Raw genomic sequence first — 16,463 nt, 5'->3', positions numbered from 1 at the left:
AAGTTTGTAAGACCTTTATCACAAAGGTCTGATTGATTATTTAAAACTCATAATCCACAGTTAATTGAACATTACGTTTATCACCTAGGTAAGCAAATGAACCGCTTCTATATGCCGCTAAATAATAAGTTTCATCCGTGATATTACCAATATTTAAACGGGTTGATAATTTAGGTGTCACATCATAAGTTGCAAACACGTCATACACTGTGTAACCAGGAATTTTTACGCTATATTCGCCTGTTGTGCTGTTATAACCTGCGGCGGTATCTGGCTGTCCTGCATAGCTTTCGCTTGAATAGGTCGCATTTCCACCAAAGGCAAATTTAGGTGTCGCTTGATAACGCAATTGTAAAAAGGCCGAATCGTCTGCGAAATTACTTAATGTTTTACCTTCATTCGCTGGCGTATGCGACTTAAGAATTTTTGCTTCCATTAACGTTAATGCCGCTTGCACTGATAGCTTATCGGTTAAGTTACCACTCAAGCCAAATTCAATCCCTTTTACTTGGTTTTTACCTGTATTAAACGTACCCACCGAGTCATAGTCAGCACCTTCCATTACATCAGACTTGGTGATTTGAAAAATAGCAGCCGTTGCCAGTAATTTTTCGTTAAAGAGATTCCATTTAGTACCTAACTCATAGCTTTCGGTCTTTTCAGGTTTTGCACTGGCAACACTTCCGTCATACACCACTAAGCCGCCGTAGCCACTATTGGTACCCACATCAGATTCGCCACCATTAATATTCGCGGCAGTACTATAACTGGCGTAAATATTACCCTGCTCATTAATTTTATAAACCGCTCCTAAATGTCCATTCCATAAATCATCCGAGTAGCTGTATTTTGTTAGATTACCGCTGCGGTCTCGCACCTTATTTGTATAATCAAAATGATCTAATCTAATTCCTGCAAAGACCGATAAATCATCCGTTACTTCTACCGTATCCATAGCTGATAATGATGTCGTTTTAATGTTGTAGTCCGAATCATAGTTGCCTTTTGTAATACTGCGACCCATTACGCCATTTAAGTTTGGAATGGTATTACCATTGATATCTTGTGCACAATAACTTGCCGTGGGCCCACCCCTTCCATTCACAATACAATTTGTGGCCCCCGTGTTATTAACATCATAAACCCCATTCTTAACGTGCATATCTGAGAATTCAACCCCAAAAACCATTTCGTTTTTAAAGCCGCCAATCTCTTTTTCAACAAACGTATTGAGTTGGTTTACAAAATAAGAAACGTCTTGCCATCCCTGGTGAGTGCTTAAAGACTGGGTGTCATACACTCCATTTGGATCTGATGCATCGGTTGTTGTACCTCGCATTCCTGTAACGACATAGCCATTATTCGTTGTACCGTAGCGTGTGGCGTTTTCTACACGAACAGAATCATTGACTTCATATTTAAGACGCACGGTTGCGGTATCAACGTTGGACTTTAAAAAATCCTGATCCTGTAAATAGACTGGAATATCTCCATGCGGTTCATTATTTTTAATATAACCACCTAGGTCTGGCTTATCATTCGCTTCTAGATGATAGACATCTGTCGTAATTTGCAATTTATCACTCGGTTCATATACGCCTGAAAGTGCAAAACCTTGGCGTTTTCTTTCTGCTGGTGAACGATCTGGAACACTTTCAGAGTGATCTAAAAGATTTAAGCGTACGGCAAGCTCATCATTAAACTTATGGTTAGCATCGAGTTCATAACGACGATAATCGTCTGTACCAACACCACCTCTTATTTTAGTAAAATCATATTCTGTACTAGCTTGTTTGGTTACACTGTTAATTGCACCACCCGTAGAACCTCTACCAGCAAATGTTGAACTTGGCCCTTTCGTCACTTCAACTTGTTCGGTGGCAAAACTTTCACGAATGGTCATTCCTGGATCTTTTAAACCATCAACAAATACATCACTACGAGATTCATGACCACGAATAATGTAACGATCCCCAAACGCATTACCATTTTCACCTGTACCTAACGTAATACCTGGCTGTGCTTGTAAAATATCTTTTAAATCTGTTTTACCAGAATCGTCTATTTGAGTCTTAGTCAAGACGGTAATGGTTTGTGGCGTTTCTGCTAACGGTTTTACATGACGGCTATCACCAGAAAACTTAGCCTTATAAGGTGCACCTGGTTCTGCATAAGGGTTGGTATCGATAGTACGCTCTTCAATTTGTAAGGTGTCTAAATTAATAACATCGTCTTGGGCAAAAGCCCCCGTGGTTAAAATAGATGAAATACTTAAGGCTAAAACACTTTTACCATTCGGCATTTTTCTCGATTTTTCGGTACGCAAACTCTTAGGTTTGAGTACATTTTTTTTGATTGAATTCGTCATATTTATCCCTAAACTTTTACAACTTATTGGTTATTAATGAATATTCGACCGGTATCGCAATGGTCAATGCGTCCCGCCCGAATGCCTTGGGTATTGGAGGTAAAGGATTAGCTTTTTGTAGCATGTCTAATGCGGCTTGATCTAATCTGGCATTACCCGATGATTTTTTAATTTTAGAGTGGGTAATCTGCCCATCTTTAGTAAAGGTAAACTGCACCTCAACCGTACCTTGTTGTTTCGCTTTTTTAAGTTCAACAGGGTATTCTTTATGCTGATTTAACCAATGCGTTAATTCTGCAAAATAGCTTTTTACATTGCCTTTTTTGCTCCCTGAACGGCGGTCACTTTTTGAGCCTGTGGCCTTGTTCATTTGCGGCATCGCTTTCGTTTTTTGCTCAACCGCTGGCTCTGCCAGTTGCTCTGTTTTTTGTGCAGATACTGTTGTTGCTTCAATAGGTTTCTTTTCTACAGCAACTTCATCCTGCGTGACCTCTTGAGTCTTTTTAATTGGCCTGACTTGTTCAGCAACTTCAATCGATTTTTCTGGCTTATTAGCCAATTTAGTGATTTTAGGAACCGCTTTGGACACTGCCTTTTTTTCAATTGGCTTAGTCGGTTTTGGCTTAGGCTTTGGTTTAAGCTCAGCAACTTTTTTAACGGGTTTATCTTTTGGCTTTTGTTTAACGTCCACGGTTTTAACTGGTTTTTTAACCGGTTCTTCAACCACCTTTTCTTCAGTCTTTGGTTTTGGTGGATGTAAAATTTCTTGGTAGCTACCTTGCATGCCCAAGCCAACTTTAATGCCGCCTTTCCCCTCATCTTCAGCCATATCAGGAACTTTGTTGTCTGGCATTTTATAAATAGCGTAGGCTGCGGCGATATGTAGAATTAAGGCCGAAAAAAAAGCGATAACAAATGCGCGTGACATTATTCAGAATCCTGTAATTGGCTATACAGCAAAATATTTTTAACCCCTTGCTCCCGCAGAGTTTGTAAGACAGGGTGCAGGGTTTTTGCTGTAGTGTTTTGATCTGCTTTAATAATCACTTGTTCCAACGGCATGTCATCCTTCACTAACTCAGCCAATACAATCGGCTCGTCATTCAGTAAAATCTCTTGCTGTGCATTAATTTGTATCACCCAGCCATCTCTATCTAAAGGCGTTTCACTCGAACTGGTGGGTGGTTCAATATCTTGAGTCTCTGTTGCACTGATCTGCCCAGCCACCATAAAAAATATCAACAATAAAAAGACGATATTAATTAACGGAATCAAGCTGTCTTCTGGGTCAGGACGACGGCGTTCAATGAGTTTAAAATCCATTACTGATTTCCTTGTGTCGTATCTTCTTGATAAGGCTCTCCAAGAGACACTTCGCTTAAGCCAATCTCACGTAGCTTTTCAATAACCGAAACCATCAATTGCAACTTAACGTCAGGTGCTGGCAAAAGTAACACTGGACGTTTGCTATCTAAGTCGCCCCATAAAGCCATTGATACATCAGAAAACGCCACCGTTTGATTTTCTTTATGCAGCGGATATATTTGGCCTTCGGTTGTTAACACAATAAATTGTGGTAATGCGGGCTTTGTTGTTTGTACTTCAGTCACCGGACTATCAATTTGAATGGTTTTCCACTGTTCAAAACTGGATGTCAGCATAAAAAACATCAACATAATAAAAACGACATCAATCAATGCCGTTAAGCCAATTCGGCGTCTTCTAGGAACATAAGCAATAACAGAGTTCATTAGACGTTTTCCATGCCTACTGATTTTTTATGCTCTAGCTTGCTGGCAAAATGTGTTGATATACGGGCTAAATCATCTTGAATTGCTAAGGCTTCACGCTCAACTTTACGTTCAAAATAGCTATGAACCATAGACACTGGAATGGCGACAGCAAGACCAACCGCAGTAGTTAACAAGGCTTGCCAAATACCACCAGATAAAATAGCTGGATTGACATTTTTACCTGCCGCTTCCATAGCCTGAAAGGCTTCGATCATGCCCAAAACCGTACCAAACAATCCAAGTAACGGCGCAATGGTGGCAATCACTTCTAAAGGTCTTAGGTATTCATCCAGTTTAGAAATGCTCTGACGTGCATTGCGTGCCAGTTCTTGTTTAATATCAGCAATTGACATGGTTTGCTTTTCAAATAAATCAACCGCTTGAGAAATCAGCTTTGCACGTGGATTTGCCTGCCCTTTACTCATGAGTTTGACCTGATTGGTTTCTGATTTTTCAACCAGACTAATCAGCAAACTGGGTTCAGCACCATTAACTTTTCGCATACGAAAAAACTGCCACAGCTTTAATAATGCCAACGTTGTCGCCACCACTGAAAAGCCAATAAGAATAAGAACGACTGGCCCACCAAAGTTTAAAAATGCGAATAAATCCTGAATCATACAATCCTCTAGTAATAGTAACGCTACTGATAATGATTCGCATTCTACATATTAAAAAAAGAAAAGGCAATCATTTTCAAATAAAAATAATTATCATTAATAAAAGTGGGTTTACTTGAACTTTAGAGCAATTTACTAGAGGGTATCCATAACGCCTTTAGAATACAGACATAAAGATATAGAGATAAAAGCACTAACCGAATGTATAAAATCAGTTAAAACTAAGAGGTAGGTTTTATAAGGGTTATTTCTCGTTAACTAGTTGATTAGCATATCCTATTTTTGTTTTATCTTATGTATACACAACATAGATAGCCATTAAATTCACCAGGCCTGGTAAAATCATTTTCATAAAACCCATTGCATAAATAGCGGAAGAATTAGTAGAAAAATTTGAGCCGTAGAGATAACAATCAATCAGACAGTGAAGGAAACACTTAGACTTTTGAACAATACCTAGAACAGGCCCTTACAGACTCGGTTTTAGTTAGATTAGGCATGTTGAACCGTATTTAATCCAATCCTGCCTCCAATAAAAAACGCCCGCCAATTTAATAAAAATTGCGGGCGTTTTTATTGAAAACTTTATTCGTTCTTTTAATCGATAATATCAACTTACCACACCGTAAAGCTAGGGAAATACAAACCTGACAACTCCCTTACCTGCATATTTCAACCTAACAGCGGCTTTCATTGTCGAGACGAATCTTTAATATTAAACCTATTAAAAAGCCTGCAATATAGCAGGCTAAATAAATGGAAATTAGTCAAACAATTATTAAGCTTAACTTCTAGTCAAATGTTGTTGCACTTCTTCATTTTTCCAACACTGAACATTTTGTTTAATAATCATTCGATAAATGAGTGCGATAACACTAAAAACCGTCACCGAAAGAAGTATGGTTTCTACGCCAATTAACAGATAAATGATGCCACTTCCTTTTGCTATTAGCCCAAGTTTTAATGCTGTCATGGTATATAAAGCGGTAATCACATAACTTGAAACCAACATACAGATTAAGCCTAAAGAAAAGACTAATGGCTGTTGAGCTTTAAATAGATGTGCAAAAAATCCACGCTTCCACAATAAAAATAAAACTAATAACGCGATAGGCACTGTAATAGCCGCCCCCCAAGTAATCATATTTTTGGTGGCTAATTCAAATTCAGAAAAATGATGCCCGTAATTTAGGTAGTTTCGCACACTGGTAATAAGCCAAACATTAAAGGTTGTTACTGCCGTTCCAAAATTCATTAACTGTGACCAGTTTTTTGTTTTAGTGGCATCAGTATTGTCATTTTTATAAGCAAACAGAGCTTTAGAATCTTTCTTAAAAGTAGCCAATTTTGTTAACCATGCATACATTGAAAGCAACATAAACCCAATAGATAAAAAGATGGATATGCTTACAACAACATCATGACTTCCCATTGCTCCTGGACCGGCTAAATTAAGCCCCATAAAACCTAAAGCAAAAGGCACAACCATGGAGGATTGCTCTGGCTGATCAGCCTGTTGTTTTGCCTGACGATACCAAATATATTGAAACAGAGCCATAAGAGCAATGGCGGTGTTATAGGCTAACCAAAACGGCCAGATAAAGTCATCCGCTTTCGCATTTAGTTCAAAAAACATAACGGTAGCAAAACTGGTGACATTACCAAACATCGCCAAAGTTAATGACACACCAAACCATCCTGCTGTTTCCATGGCATTTTTATCTGAAATTTGATGAGCTCCAGATTTTAAAAACTGGATAGATTTATAAAGAAAATAAGGAATAAGTATTGTGGCGATAGCCAGTAGTGCCCAAAACAACCACCAAGTAAGATTGATTGCCAAAGCAGCAAAAAAGTTCGATTGTTCAATAAAACTATCAACTTGAGTAATAGAGGGTAAAAAATACCCTTTATGCGGGACAAAAATATTGAGGATAAAAACCAGCATTATGCTGGTACCCATTATGCCTAGAGGCAATAACCAATGACGTGGATGCCATTTTTGTAAAAATAATTGATTCATAATAATAACCCTTTTAATTATATGCCTATAAATAAAACTAATGCCCAAGCACATATTAGGGTAAAATTACGCATTAAAATAGTCTGATAAAGCCTCTTCAAGGGTTTATCCATTATTCCTTAGAATAGACGGTCTAACCATTTGCTCTATAAGATTAAAGATATATTGATTGAAACTTTAGTGCTCTTTAAGAGAAGAACAACTAACAGGCGTTTTTCATGTAAGAGAAATGAATATTCGTCGGACTCTACAACAGGCTATACAGAGTGGGTAATAACTTAATTTTTAATAAAGATCCAATTTATTAAACCTTTATGCTTCTCTTTGCTAGGAGTGGCGTGATAAAACGTTAAATCAAACAATATCATCACTGCTAAAGGTTTCATCAAATCCACAAACATACTTATCCAATAATTTAAAACCTGCTAATTTCTGTGGCATTGTCTGTAGCAAAAACGACTTTACTGTCCAAGAATATCTATTAATTAAATCTATTCGTTACCAAAATTAAACTCAAACAGTCATTATTGTTCGATGCTAGTATATTTGCTTAAGGGAAAACCCTTATAAATATCAAATTCTATAAGCGTTTTTCCTCCGGGGTATTATTCCAATACCCTCTCTTTCCTAGGTTTTAGTCTTCATTATAAAACCTAGGTTTTTTAATTTTACCAGGCCTGGTTAAACGTCTTTCCAACCACCCCAGAACATCCAACCTACGTACTTCATTTTTTTCATTTCGCAATCTAGACCTTCATAAGAACGTTCCCAGTCTAAAATTGGGCCAAAGAAAAAAGACATCATTCGCTGAAAGAAATTCATATGCATACTACTTCTTCGTGAAATATCTAAACAGCTTTCATAACGCTCAGTACCACTATCATTATAGGAAAGACAACGTGACATATCAGAATTAGCTTTATTTGTACTTGGAACACAAGTTCCTTTGTAACCAATATAGAAACTGTCATCTAAGACAACTTCTGGATTAGACCAAGAAGAAAACGAGCTACAAGACTTTACAGACCACGAGTTTGAGCAGCGATAATTATCAAAATCAGGGGAAGAGGATATGTCGCTCTTTTTAAGCTTAGACTGATCTTGTTCATAGGCCAATTTTTCGTCCAAAGAACTCCCAGGCATAAATAAAGACATCATGCTTAGCATCGCAGAAAACATACCACCCGTTTTATATAAAGGATCTTCACCATCATTAATTGCTAACGGTTTATGCTCTAAAATCTTTGAAAAAGCGGCATCACTATAGCCTTTAGAGTAAAACATAAAGAAATTCACCGTATCTGGTTCACGACCTATCCAACCATCATCAAATTGAGCCCAAGGGTATTTGGTTTTATTTAAATTACTGGCTTGAGAAGGAGTATAACCATAGTTGCAATAATTTTTACGTTCGTCAGAACCTTTAACTGCAATAAGAGCGGCATCAGCGGCAGGAATAGGAGCTAAATCAGCCGACGTTAAATCCATATCCAAACAAGCGGTATAACGATTTTTACAATAACAACTAGAGTCTGCATTTTGATCCGAAGATGATAAACCGTATATCGCTTTGCCTTGCGGGGTAAATGTATAAAAACTTTCGGTACTCCATAGCTGAACAGCAACCGCACTGAAGTATGGAGGCGTTTGAGCTGCTTTTGGATTATTGGCATCGCTCGATAAAGCAACAAATTTTCCATTTTCGTCGAGGTTACCAAAGGTAATCTCTTTATATAAATTGGCAGCTTTACTATCTGTAGCAGTAGCATACATATTGACTTGATTGAGCAGATCATCAACTACAATACTGGTTTGGTCGGCACTCATGGTGCCAGCATCAATTCCAGCCTTAGTAATGGCTAATTCAGAACGTAAAGCGACATTTGCAACCGTGCGAGCATAGTTGTCTAACTCTCGGTCTAATATTTTGGCATTACCATATTGTAAAACTTGATCAAATCCAAATAATCCTAAAGCAATCGCTGCGGCACCCAAAATGCTCACAGCACCTCTTTGTTTGTATAAATGTTTTACTACTCTCATAGTCGTCCTACCAAAGTATCAAGCAATTTTAAGTTATTCATCGCTTTGCTATTGAGAGGGTCTTTTTGTAAAGCCTGTAGAAAATACGTCTTAGCTCTTGCATTCTTCTTTTGTAACATCGCTGAAAACCCTAAATTATTTAATCCACTGACTTGTACCACTTCTTTATCTGAATTTAACCAGGCCTGGTAAATTGATTCAGCGAGTTTAAATTGATTTTCCATTAAGGCTAAACGTCCTAATTGAGCTTCATCTTTAGTGGTTTTATCGTTTGATTTATTGACTTCTTTCCAAGCAATTAAAGCCAAATCTAGTTTATTTTGAGCTTCATAAACTTGTCCCAATAAACGATAAATGCGCACATCAGTACGGTCAATTTTTCTCAGTTTTTGTAATAACACTTCAGCACGTGAATAATGCTGACGCTTAATTTCTAAACCAACTAAATCCAAAGCAAATTCATATTCATCTTTATCATTTAAATTGGTGGCCAAAGGTTCTGTTTTAGGTTGTTGATAAGCTTGTTTTTGTAGATCAGCAAGCTTGGTTGGCGTTTGTGAACATCCGCCTAATAAGGTAATTGCCAAAACATTCAGTACAATTATCAGTTTATTTTTTACACTCATTTTAAAATCCTCTAGCAAGCATAACCATGCGTTCGCCAACCAGTAAAACCAAATATGGCATCATTAAAAAAGGCATAATCACCACCGCCATCTTAGCGGAAGTTTTGGCTGCCTTCTCTTCTAAAAACTGCTCTCTTTCTTGATACATGCGGCGAGAAAAGCTGTTAAGAGCCGCACTAATAGAACTACCTAGCTTTTCGTTTTGAATTAATACCTGTACTAAATTCTGAATATCTTTGGTAGGATTTCTCTGTGCAAATTGACGTAAAGCATCGGTACGAGCAACGCCTATTTGAATTTGATCTAATACATATTCAAACTCATAGCAGATTTCAGGGTGAACCTCTTTAAGCTCATGTGAAACTCGTTTAATGGCAACTAAATAACTTAACCCTGCATTCATACAGACATTACACATATCCAAAAAATCAGGTAGATCGGTACTGACTTGAGCTAAGCGCTTCTGCCCTAAAAAAATTAGAATTCTTTCAGGCAATAAGATCATAATAATGACCACTAATACTGCCCATTCCAACCTTACGGAATACCAACTCCATAAAGCCAACATGCCTAAAATAGTCATGATTAGGGTGCTGTATTTAATAAAAAAATAACCGCCAACATCTTTATCATTGCGAAACCCAGCGCCAAATAATTGTTGTTGGGTTTTAGCTAACTCTTTTTTACTCTTTGGAGCTAGAGCTTTACCGAGAGAGCACCACCAACAATTAGAAAAACTTTGTTTTTCTGCCGTGTATTTATTTGCCAAGCCTACCCGAGATTTTAAGTGTTCAATTTCAATTTGTTTTGCTTGTAACTTCATCACTCGATTCACTAATAACCAAACCGAAAAAAATGATAAAAGACCTACAATCAATAACAGTATTACCATATTCATCTTAATTAAAATCTCATTTTTAGCATGTAACGCAGAATCAGAGTTCCTGTGATTATCATGATCAACGAAAAAACAAAAAGCTTGAAACCAAGTGGATCATACAAGTAAAAATTCATAGACTCTTTGTCAAAGAAATACTTATACACAATATAAAGAATCGGTGCTCCGCCAATAAACCAAGCAGTAAAGCGTGATTCTGCGGTTAAGGTTTTTAACTTGGCTTGAAAATTATCTCGACGTCGCATTAATTTAGAAAGTTCGGTCAGAATAGCGGCCAGTTGCCCACCTGTCTCACGCTGGATTATCAAAGTAATGACAAAATACTGGGCTTCAGGCAGTGCGACTCTACGTTGAAACTCCCTTAAAATGTCGCGCATACTAACACCTAACACCAGCTGTTTATTGACCTCTTTCATCTCTTCGGCCAAAGCACCATTCATATCTTCACCAATAGCGGCAATTGCGCCGTCGATTCCATACCCTGAATGCAATGAGCGAACAATAGAGTCCAGCATTTCTGGAAATTGTTTACGGAGTTCAGCCTGTCGCTGACGAATTTTAATAAACAGATAGGCCGCAGGAATTAGCGGTAACAACACACTTAAAATGATATGTTTGTCAGTGAGGGTATTAAACTTAGTTGATAAAACAAAGACACTGAAAAATATCATAAAAGCCTGAATAATAATTAATACGGTAATTTCTCGTTTATTGGATATCCCAGCTTTTTTAAACAGACCAATCAACCACAAAAACCAGTTTTTATCTCTTTGCAACATAAGCTGACTGGTTACAGTTTTCGTTTCTGCCGACTGTAGTCCGACTCGGAGCATTAGTGCTTTTAAATGCTGTTGCCTTTGGCGTTTTTGTTTAGCTAAAAAAGTAAAACTTAACAATAAAAAAGGAAAAATAATCGCCAATGCAACAATAACAAAACCCAAATCCATTAAAAAACATCCTGAGAAAAGCTGAATAAATCATTGGGAAGTTGGTAACCAACGGCTTCGCATTTTTTATTGCATGCCGGACGCAGACCCGTCGCCTTGAATTGACCACGCATGCTATCAGTAACCTTGTCATATTTGTTCTCAAAGACAAAGATCTCTTGCAGAACAACATTATCCTCCTCAATCCCTACGACTTCGGTTACTGATTCAACACGGCGTTTACCATCCTTACCTCGGTTAACATAAATAATTAAATCAATGGCACTGGCAATTTGCTTACGAATCGATGCCGCAGGAATATCAACCCCACTTAAGTTAATCATTAACTCTAGTCGGGCGATACTGTCTCGTGGACTATTGGCATGCAGTGTGGCCAAAGAACCATCATGCCCAGTGTTCATGGCTTGAAGCATATCAAGTACTTCACCACCACGCACCTCACCCAACACGATTCGATCTGGGCGCATACGTAACGCATTTTTTAACAATTCACGCTGACTCACTTCGCCCACGCCCTCTGCATTAGGCGGCCGTGTTTCTAAACGTACTACATGAGTTTGCTGCATACGTAACTCGGCACTATCTTCAATGGTTACCGTACGTTCATTTTCTGGAATTAACCCCGAAAGCATGTTTAATGTAGTCGTTTTACCTGAGCCTGTTCCCCCACAAACCAACATGTTTAAACCTGCTTTTACTGCGTAGTCTAAAAAAGTAAACATTTGTTCCGTCATAGAACCAAATGCAATAAGGTCTTTAGGGCGTAAATGTTGTTCTGGAAAACGACGAATTGAGACACTAATACCATCAACGGCTAATGGCGGAATAATAATATTTATACGTGAACCGTCTGGTAAACGGGCATCAACCAGTGGAGAGGACTCATCAACACGACGTCCAGTTGAATACAGCATACGATCTACTTTATTTCGTAAATGCTCTTCACTGATAAATCGCACATCTGATAACTCAAGTTGACCAGCTCGCTCAACATAAATCTGGTTATAACCGTTAATTAAAATATCTGAAATAGTTGGGTCAGTTAGCAAAGGCTCAATAGGGCCCAAACCGTAAATTTCATCTAAAAGCTCAATTCCTAATTGACGAACCTCTACTTCAGAAAGCGGGTAACCCAAATCACCCGCGTGCTCTCTAACCAACTCCTCTAAACGAGGACGTAATTCTTGACGAGTTTCTTTACTGTCGGCTTCATAAAAGGCATCATCTTCTGCCGCCTTTTTTTGGCAACGTTTTTTAATTTCTAATAGAGTAGGATTTTGGGCTAGATTAACCTCTGACAAGCTCCGTTTTGCCGAAGAGCGGCTTTTATTGGAATCTTGTGCAGAGTCTTTTTTGAGTGTGGGCTGTCGACTTTGCTCTACTTGTCTTAGACGATCTTGCAACCCCATTTAAGACACCACCATTTTGTCATTTAAAAGCTTAACCGCCTCTTCTGAGGTTTGCTCTACATTTGCAGGTTTACTTTCCTTTTTTAACAATTTATTAAGCCAATTTTTAGCGATTGAAGAACGTTCTATTGGTTGATCAACATACATATTCTTACTGCCGTTATGCATCATATTGGCGATGTTATGTAGCTGTTTATTAATAATGGAATCTGGGTTGTATTCTTTAAGTAAGATTCCCTCTTTTAACGACTCATTAAAATCGGCATAAGCATTATTCACTTTAATAACGGTCTCAACATCTAACGAGTTAACAACTTCATTAAGCATCTCATCATCATCGCTATTGCTTCGGTTTACGACTAATTTAATAGAGTCTTTCACATAACCTAGTTTTTGCGTTAACTGCAAAACAGAGTTAACGGCTCTTAGTGACGAGAGTGAAGGTTCGGAAACCAAAACAATATTATCGGATTCATCCAAACAGCTGATTGTCATATCAGATAAATCACTCGCACAATCAATAATCACATGATCATAATAGCGCCTGAGAGCTTGAATAATGGTTTTAACCATATTACCGTTTAAGCTTTCTAGTTCAGTTACTTCTGTTGGCAACGGCAGTAAATACAATCCTGACTCATGCTGGCTAAGTGACTTGTAGATAAGATTTTCATCAAATCGATTTAGGTTATATACAAAATCGGTTAATGAGTAGAGATGCTGGCTTTCCATATTAAGATATAAAGCGGTATCCCCCAATGGCATGTTTAAGTCCACCAATACGGTTCTACCCTCGGTCATATCATTTAAATGTGAGGCTAAATTTGTGGCTAATGCTGTGCAACCTACCCCGCCTTTTAAGCTAAATAGAGAAGAGACATTACCGTTTTTGCCTAGTCGCCTTCTATCTTGCATATGCAAAATGGAGAGGATATGTAAAACCTCATTGGGGCACTCTATAAAACCTTGAACCCCTTGATGAGAAGCCTCAATAATAAAGTCGGCATCTTTTTGCTGAAGCAAAATATAAAGAGGCACACCTTTAGCTAATGTCAGAATCTGATTAATTTTAGAAAGAGTTTCAGCTGAATCACCACCGTATTCAAGAAATACTAAATCAATTTCTTCAGGCCAGATATGAGGAATTTCGTCCATTGAATTCATACTGTATTTAGAAACAATAGATACTCTCACCGTTTCTACTAAATCTTCATCATGCCCAAAATACAGTGCTTGCTTAAGAGCGACATCACTAGCCGATAAGTTAGTCATTATGGGGTCTCCAGTCCAATCTTAACCGATAACTCAGGTAAAACACTTTCGCCTTCAGGTAACATTTTTGCCAACTTTCCATAGAAAAATCCATCCGCAGAACTTGGTCTGTCTAGGTTTTCGCCAGGTAAAGTCACCTTTTTGTTTTTATCAATTGGGTTAACAAAAGTAGGGGTTACTAAGATAGCCAGTTCTGATTGATCTTTGTCATAACTCGTTGAGCGAAATAAAGTACCAATAATTGGGATATCGCCTAAAAAAGGAACTTTAGAAACTGAACTACGTAAATTATCTTGAATTAATCCACCAATGACAAAACTCTGACCCGGCTTCATAGTAATAGTTGTATTGGTTTTGCGAGAGCGAAAACCTGGCACCACGATGCTACCTGCTTGGTAACCCGCACTTGAATCGATATTACTGACTTCAGGTGCAACAGTCATCTGAATCTCGCCGGACTCAGTAATAATTGGGCTGAAACGCAGGCGAACACCAAACTCCTTATACTCAACAGTAATCGTATCTTGACGCTGAGCGACAGGAATCGGTACCTCTCCCCCTACTAAAAAAGAGGCTGTTTCACCAGATTGCACAATTAATTCTGGTTTGGCTAAAACGCGAGCTAAATTCCTACCCTCTAAAATAGATAACACGCCAAACAGGTCACTCCCTGTTGGGTTAATGCCTATTTGAAAACCATCTGGGTGCGGAAAAGCCATACCTGAAGGCGTTCCAGCAGCAACGTTTTCAACATTTAATAAAAAACTCGCCGTTGTACCTAAATTTCCAGGAGGGAAAAGCCCAAAACGATCTCTTTTATCTCTCGTTGCAAAACCACTTCTAAATGGATTGCCTTTCACCACTTCAGCCACACGAACCGATAACTTTATTTGCTGTGGTCCCGTGACATTAATCATATTTACCACACTCAAACCCAAAGCTGAAATCACCGAATGAATTCGTTTTTTCTGGGCTTTATTGGGCACATTACCGCTCAGCAATACCATATAGTTACCTGCTAAAGGCTGTGCATCTAACTGACCCGCAGTGGTTGCTGTTTGCAAAACATTTTTGTCTTTTCGTTTGGCTTGTTTAATTGAATTATCGCCATCAATTTGATTACCAATTTCGTCAATCTGTCTGCGAACAGAACCTTCGGAATTAATCCAAATATTTTTCAGCTCAAACTTGACCGTGCCTTGAGGGTTTAGATCAGCAAGTAAACTTGTTAAGGTTTCTTTAATCTCTTCACGACGAGATTGATCTGGTGAGACATTTAACACAATTTTATTGTCAACGTTAGGCGTGTCACGATAGGTCACAATTAACTGGGTACGACCCGCTTCTTTACCCGTGACCAATAGCTCTTTGTTACTTAATACTTTAACGGTGGCAAGTTCTGGGTTTGCAATTAGGGCACGTTTTAAAGGCTTATCAAACTTTATAATTTGGCTATCGCTTTCAGATAACTTATACAATTTAGCCACATCGGCAGCAGCGTTCATCGTACAAAGACTTAAAGAGAGACCTATACCACTTAATACAGACGGGCTTAACCATTTAGAAAGATATTTCATTGTGTAATTACCTCTTGAACTTTGTCACCCTGCATAATCTGTATGACATCACGCTGTTGTTTTGGTTTATATTTAGGTGGTCTCTGCTTTTCGCGCTCCATCACCTTAACATTGACACCATCAGTTCTTACCAGTGCCACATCTGCCGGGCCTCGTAACGCAAGGTGAATTGCTCCAATATTCATGGCTAAAGCCAACTTTTCCGCTTGTTGAGTATCTACATTCAAAGCCACCATGGAGGCCTTTACAAAAGCTTCACCTTCTCGGTTTTTCTCAGATTCTTGGCGCTGTTCCTCTTTTAACTGTCCCATTCTGTTGGTTTGGCCAATTGATAAAACCTCAATATTCTGTAAGATCGTGCGGCTAATCATTCGTTTACCATCAGCACTTTCAAACACACTAATCACATCGACATGATCACTGGGGTTTAACATCCCCAACAACCCACTTTCTGCAGAAACAGGAATTCGCAAAGCACGCTTGCCCTCTTCTAACAAAGATTCAACGCGCCCACCATCATCATCTTGCAAGCCAAATTTTTGTTCAATCAGCCATTCACCTGCATAAATATGCTGTTTAGCGACGTGACCTATAATTTTATTTGGATTGGTCACAACACCTGTTGCAATCACACCTTCTGTTGGAACATTTAGCACTTTAATATCATCAGCATTAATTTTTTCACCACGATATAAGTCACGATTAGCAACAACCACTGAACGTAATTCAGGCTTTTCAACTACGGTTACTGTTTTAACCTCGGCGTGACTTTGTGCCTCTGATACACGGTTTTCGACATAACCATACACTAAACTCACAGCTAACAAAGATGAGAGCAAAGCGACACCATACAGAATCAAATCACTGCGTTGAATTTTCATAAAATT

General features: G+C 38.4%; 14 protein-coding genes. All 14 read right to left on the bottom strand.

Annotated features, from left to right (window positions below; translation table 11 throughout):
- Positions 1–40 precede the first annotated feature (40 nt).
- The 14 genes from ACORJQ_RS02355 to cpaB all read right to left on the bottom strand — a co-directional run bounded on the left by ACORJQ_RS02355 (position 41) and on the right by cpaB (position 16,457).
- Positions 41–2,368, bottom strand: a complete 2,328-nt coding sequence (locus ACORJQ_RS02355) for a TonB-dependent receptor (protein WP_321325670.1) — start codon at positions 2,366–2,368, stop codon at positions 41–43.
- Between the two features lie 16 nt (positions 2,369–2,384).
- On the bottom strand, positions 2,385–3,296 hold the full coding sequence (locus ACORJQ_RS02350) for an energy transducer TonB family protein (RefSeq protein ID WP_321325668.1): 912 nt from the start codon (positions 3,294–3,296) through the stop codon (positions 2,385–2,387).
- Positions 3,296–3,691: an ExbD/TolR family protein gene (locus ACORJQ_RS02345; protein WP_321325665.1), complete on the bottom strand. Its 396-nt coding sequence runs from the start codon at positions 3,689–3,691 to the stop codon at positions 3,296–3,298. The genes ACORJQ_RS02350 and ACORJQ_RS02345 overlap by 1 nt, the downstream gene beginning before the upstream one ends.
- Positions 3,691–4,119: an ExbD/TolR family protein gene (locus ACORJQ_RS02340; protein WP_321325663.1), complete on the bottom strand. Its 429-nt coding sequence runs from the start codon at positions 4,117–4,119 to the stop codon at positions 3,691–3,693. Before ACORJQ_RS02340 ends, ACORJQ_RS02345 begins: the two co-directional genes overlap by 1 nt.
- Positions 4,119–4,781, bottom strand: a complete 663-nt coding sequence (locus ACORJQ_RS02335) for a MotA/TolQ/ExbB proton channel family protein (RefSeq protein WP_321325661.1) — start codon at positions 4,779–4,781, stop codon at positions 4,119–4,121. The genes ACORJQ_RS02340 and ACORJQ_RS02335 overlap by 1 nt, the downstream gene beginning before the upstream one ends.
- 784 nt (positions 4,782–5,565) lie before the next feature.
- Complete coding sequence (locus tag ACORJQ_RS02330; protein WP_321325659.1) at positions 5,566–6,804, bottom strand: TsoY family (seleno)protein; 1,239 nt, start codon at positions 6,802–6,804, stop codon at positions 5,566–5,568.
- Between the two features lie 681 nt (positions 6,805–7,485).
- Entirely contained in the window at positions 7,486–8,847 is a 1,362-nt protein-coding gene (locus tag ACORJQ_RS02325; protein WP_321325657.1) for a hypothetical protein, read from the bottom strand.
- Positions 8,844–9,473: a tetratricopeptide repeat protein gene (locus tag ACORJQ_RS02320; protein ID WP_321325655.1), complete on the bottom strand. Its 630-nt coding sequence runs from the start codon at positions 9,471–9,473 to the stop codon at positions 8,844–8,846. The genes ACORJQ_RS02325 and ACORJQ_RS02320 overlap by 4 nt, the downstream gene beginning before the upstream one ends.
- A gap of 1 nt (position 9,474) precedes the next feature.
- The gene (locus tag ACORJQ_RS02315; protein ID WP_321325654.1) at positions 9,475–10,371 is read right to left on the bottom strand and encodes a type II secretion system F family protein; all 897 of its coding nucleotides are present in this window, start codon (positions 10,369–10,371) and stop codon (positions 9,475–9,477) included.
- Between the two features lie 5 nt (positions 10,372–10,376).
- Entirely contained in the window at positions 10,377–11,318 is a 942-nt protein-coding gene (locus tag ACORJQ_RS02310; protein WP_321325653.1) for a type II secretion system F family protein, read from the bottom strand.
- Complete coding sequence (locus ACORJQ_RS02305) at positions 11,318–12,727, bottom strand: TadA family conjugal transfer-associated ATPase (protein ID WP_321325651.1); 1,410 nt, start codon at positions 12,725–12,727, stop codon at positions 11,318–11,320. Before ACORJQ_RS02305 ends, ACORJQ_RS02310 begins: the two co-directional genes overlap by 1 nt.
- The gene (locus tag ACORJQ_RS02300) at positions 12,728–13,999 is read right to left on the bottom strand and encodes a CpaE/TadZ family protein (RefSeq protein WP_321325649.1); all 1,272 of its coding nucleotides are present in this window, start codon (positions 13,997–13,999) and stop codon (positions 12,728–12,730) included. It lies immediately after the preceding gene.
- A complete protein-coding gene (locus tag ACORJQ_RS02295; RefSeq protein WP_321325647.1) occupies positions 13,999–15,576 on the bottom strand; it encodes a type II and III secretion system protein family protein in 1,578 nt (525 codons plus the stop codon). Before ACORJQ_RS02295 ends, ACORJQ_RS02300 begins: the two co-directional genes overlap by 1 nt.
- The gene (gene cpaB, locus ACORJQ_RS02290) at positions 15,573–16,457 is read right to left on the bottom strand and encodes a Flp pilus assembly protein CpaB (RefSeq protein ID WP_321325645.1); all 885 of its coding nucleotides are present in this window, start codon (positions 16,455–16,457) and stop codon (positions 15,573–15,575) included. The genes ACORJQ_RS02295 and cpaB overlap by 4 nt, the downstream gene beginning before the upstream one ends.
- Positions 16,458–16,463 lie beyond the last annotated feature (6 nt).

Source organism: Thiomicrorhabdus sp. (assembly GCF_963662555.1).
GTDB lineage: Bacteria > Pseudomonadota > Gammaproteobacteria > Thiomicrospirales > Thiomicrospiraceae > Thiomicrorhabdus.
This window is presented reverse-complemented; position numbering and strand designations above follow the sequence as displayed.

Coding starts and splice junctions, on each gene's coding strand:
- ACORJQ_RS02330 (WP_321325659.1), bottom strand. CDS start 6,804: ATGAATCAATTATTTTTACAAAAATGGCATCCACGTCATTGGTTATTG.
- ACORJQ_RS02310 (WP_321325653.1), bottom strand. CDS start 11,318: ATGGATTTGGGTTTTGTTATTGTTGCATTGGCGATTATTTTTCCTTTT.
- cpaB (WP_321325645.1), bottom strand. CDS start 16,457: ATGAAAATTCAACGCAGTGATTTGATTCTGTATGGTGTCGCTTTGCTC.
- ACORJQ_RS02325 (WP_321325657.1), bottom strand. CDS start 8,847: ATGAGAGTAGTAAAACATTTATACAAACAAAGAGGTGCTGTGAGCATT.
- ACORJQ_RS02350 (WP_321325668.1), bottom strand. CDS start 3,296: ATGTCACGCGCATTTGTTATCGCTTTTTTTTCGGCCTTAATTCTACAT.
- ACORJQ_RS02345 (WP_321325665.1), bottom strand. CDS start 3,691: ATGGATTTTAAACTCATTGAACGCCGTCGTCCTGACCCAGAAGACAGC.
- ACORJQ_RS02305 (WP_321325651.1), bottom strand. CDS start 12,727: ATGGGGTTGCAAGATCGTCTAAGACAAGTAGAGCAAAGTCGACAGCCC.
- ACORJQ_RS02355 (WP_321325670.1), bottom strand. CDS start 2,368: ATGACGAATTCAATCAAAAAAAATGTACTCAAACCTAAGAGTTTGCGT.
- ACORJQ_RS02320 (WP_321325655.1), bottom strand. CDS start 9,473: ATGAGTGTAAAAAATAAACTGATAATTGTACTGAATGTTTTGGCAATT.
- ACORJQ_RS02315 (WP_321325654.1), bottom strand. CDS start 10,371: ATGAATATGGTAATACTGTTATTGATTGTAGGTCTTTTATCATTTTTT.
- ACORJQ_RS02295 (WP_321325647.1), bottom strand. CDS start 15,576: ATGAAATATCTTTCTAAATGGTTAAGCCCGTCTGTATTAAGTGGTATA.
- ACORJQ_RS02335 (WP_321325661.1), bottom strand. CDS start 4,781: ATGATTCAGGATTTATTCGCATTTTTAAACTTTGGTGGGCCAGTCGTT.
- ACORJQ_RS02300 (WP_321325649.1), bottom strand. CDS start 13,999: ATGACTAACTTATCGGCTAGTGATGTCGCTCTTAAGCAAGCACTGTAT.
- ACORJQ_RS02340 (WP_321325663.1), bottom strand. CDS start 4,119: ATGAACTCTGTTATTGCTTATGTTCCTAGAAGACGCCGAATTGGCTTA.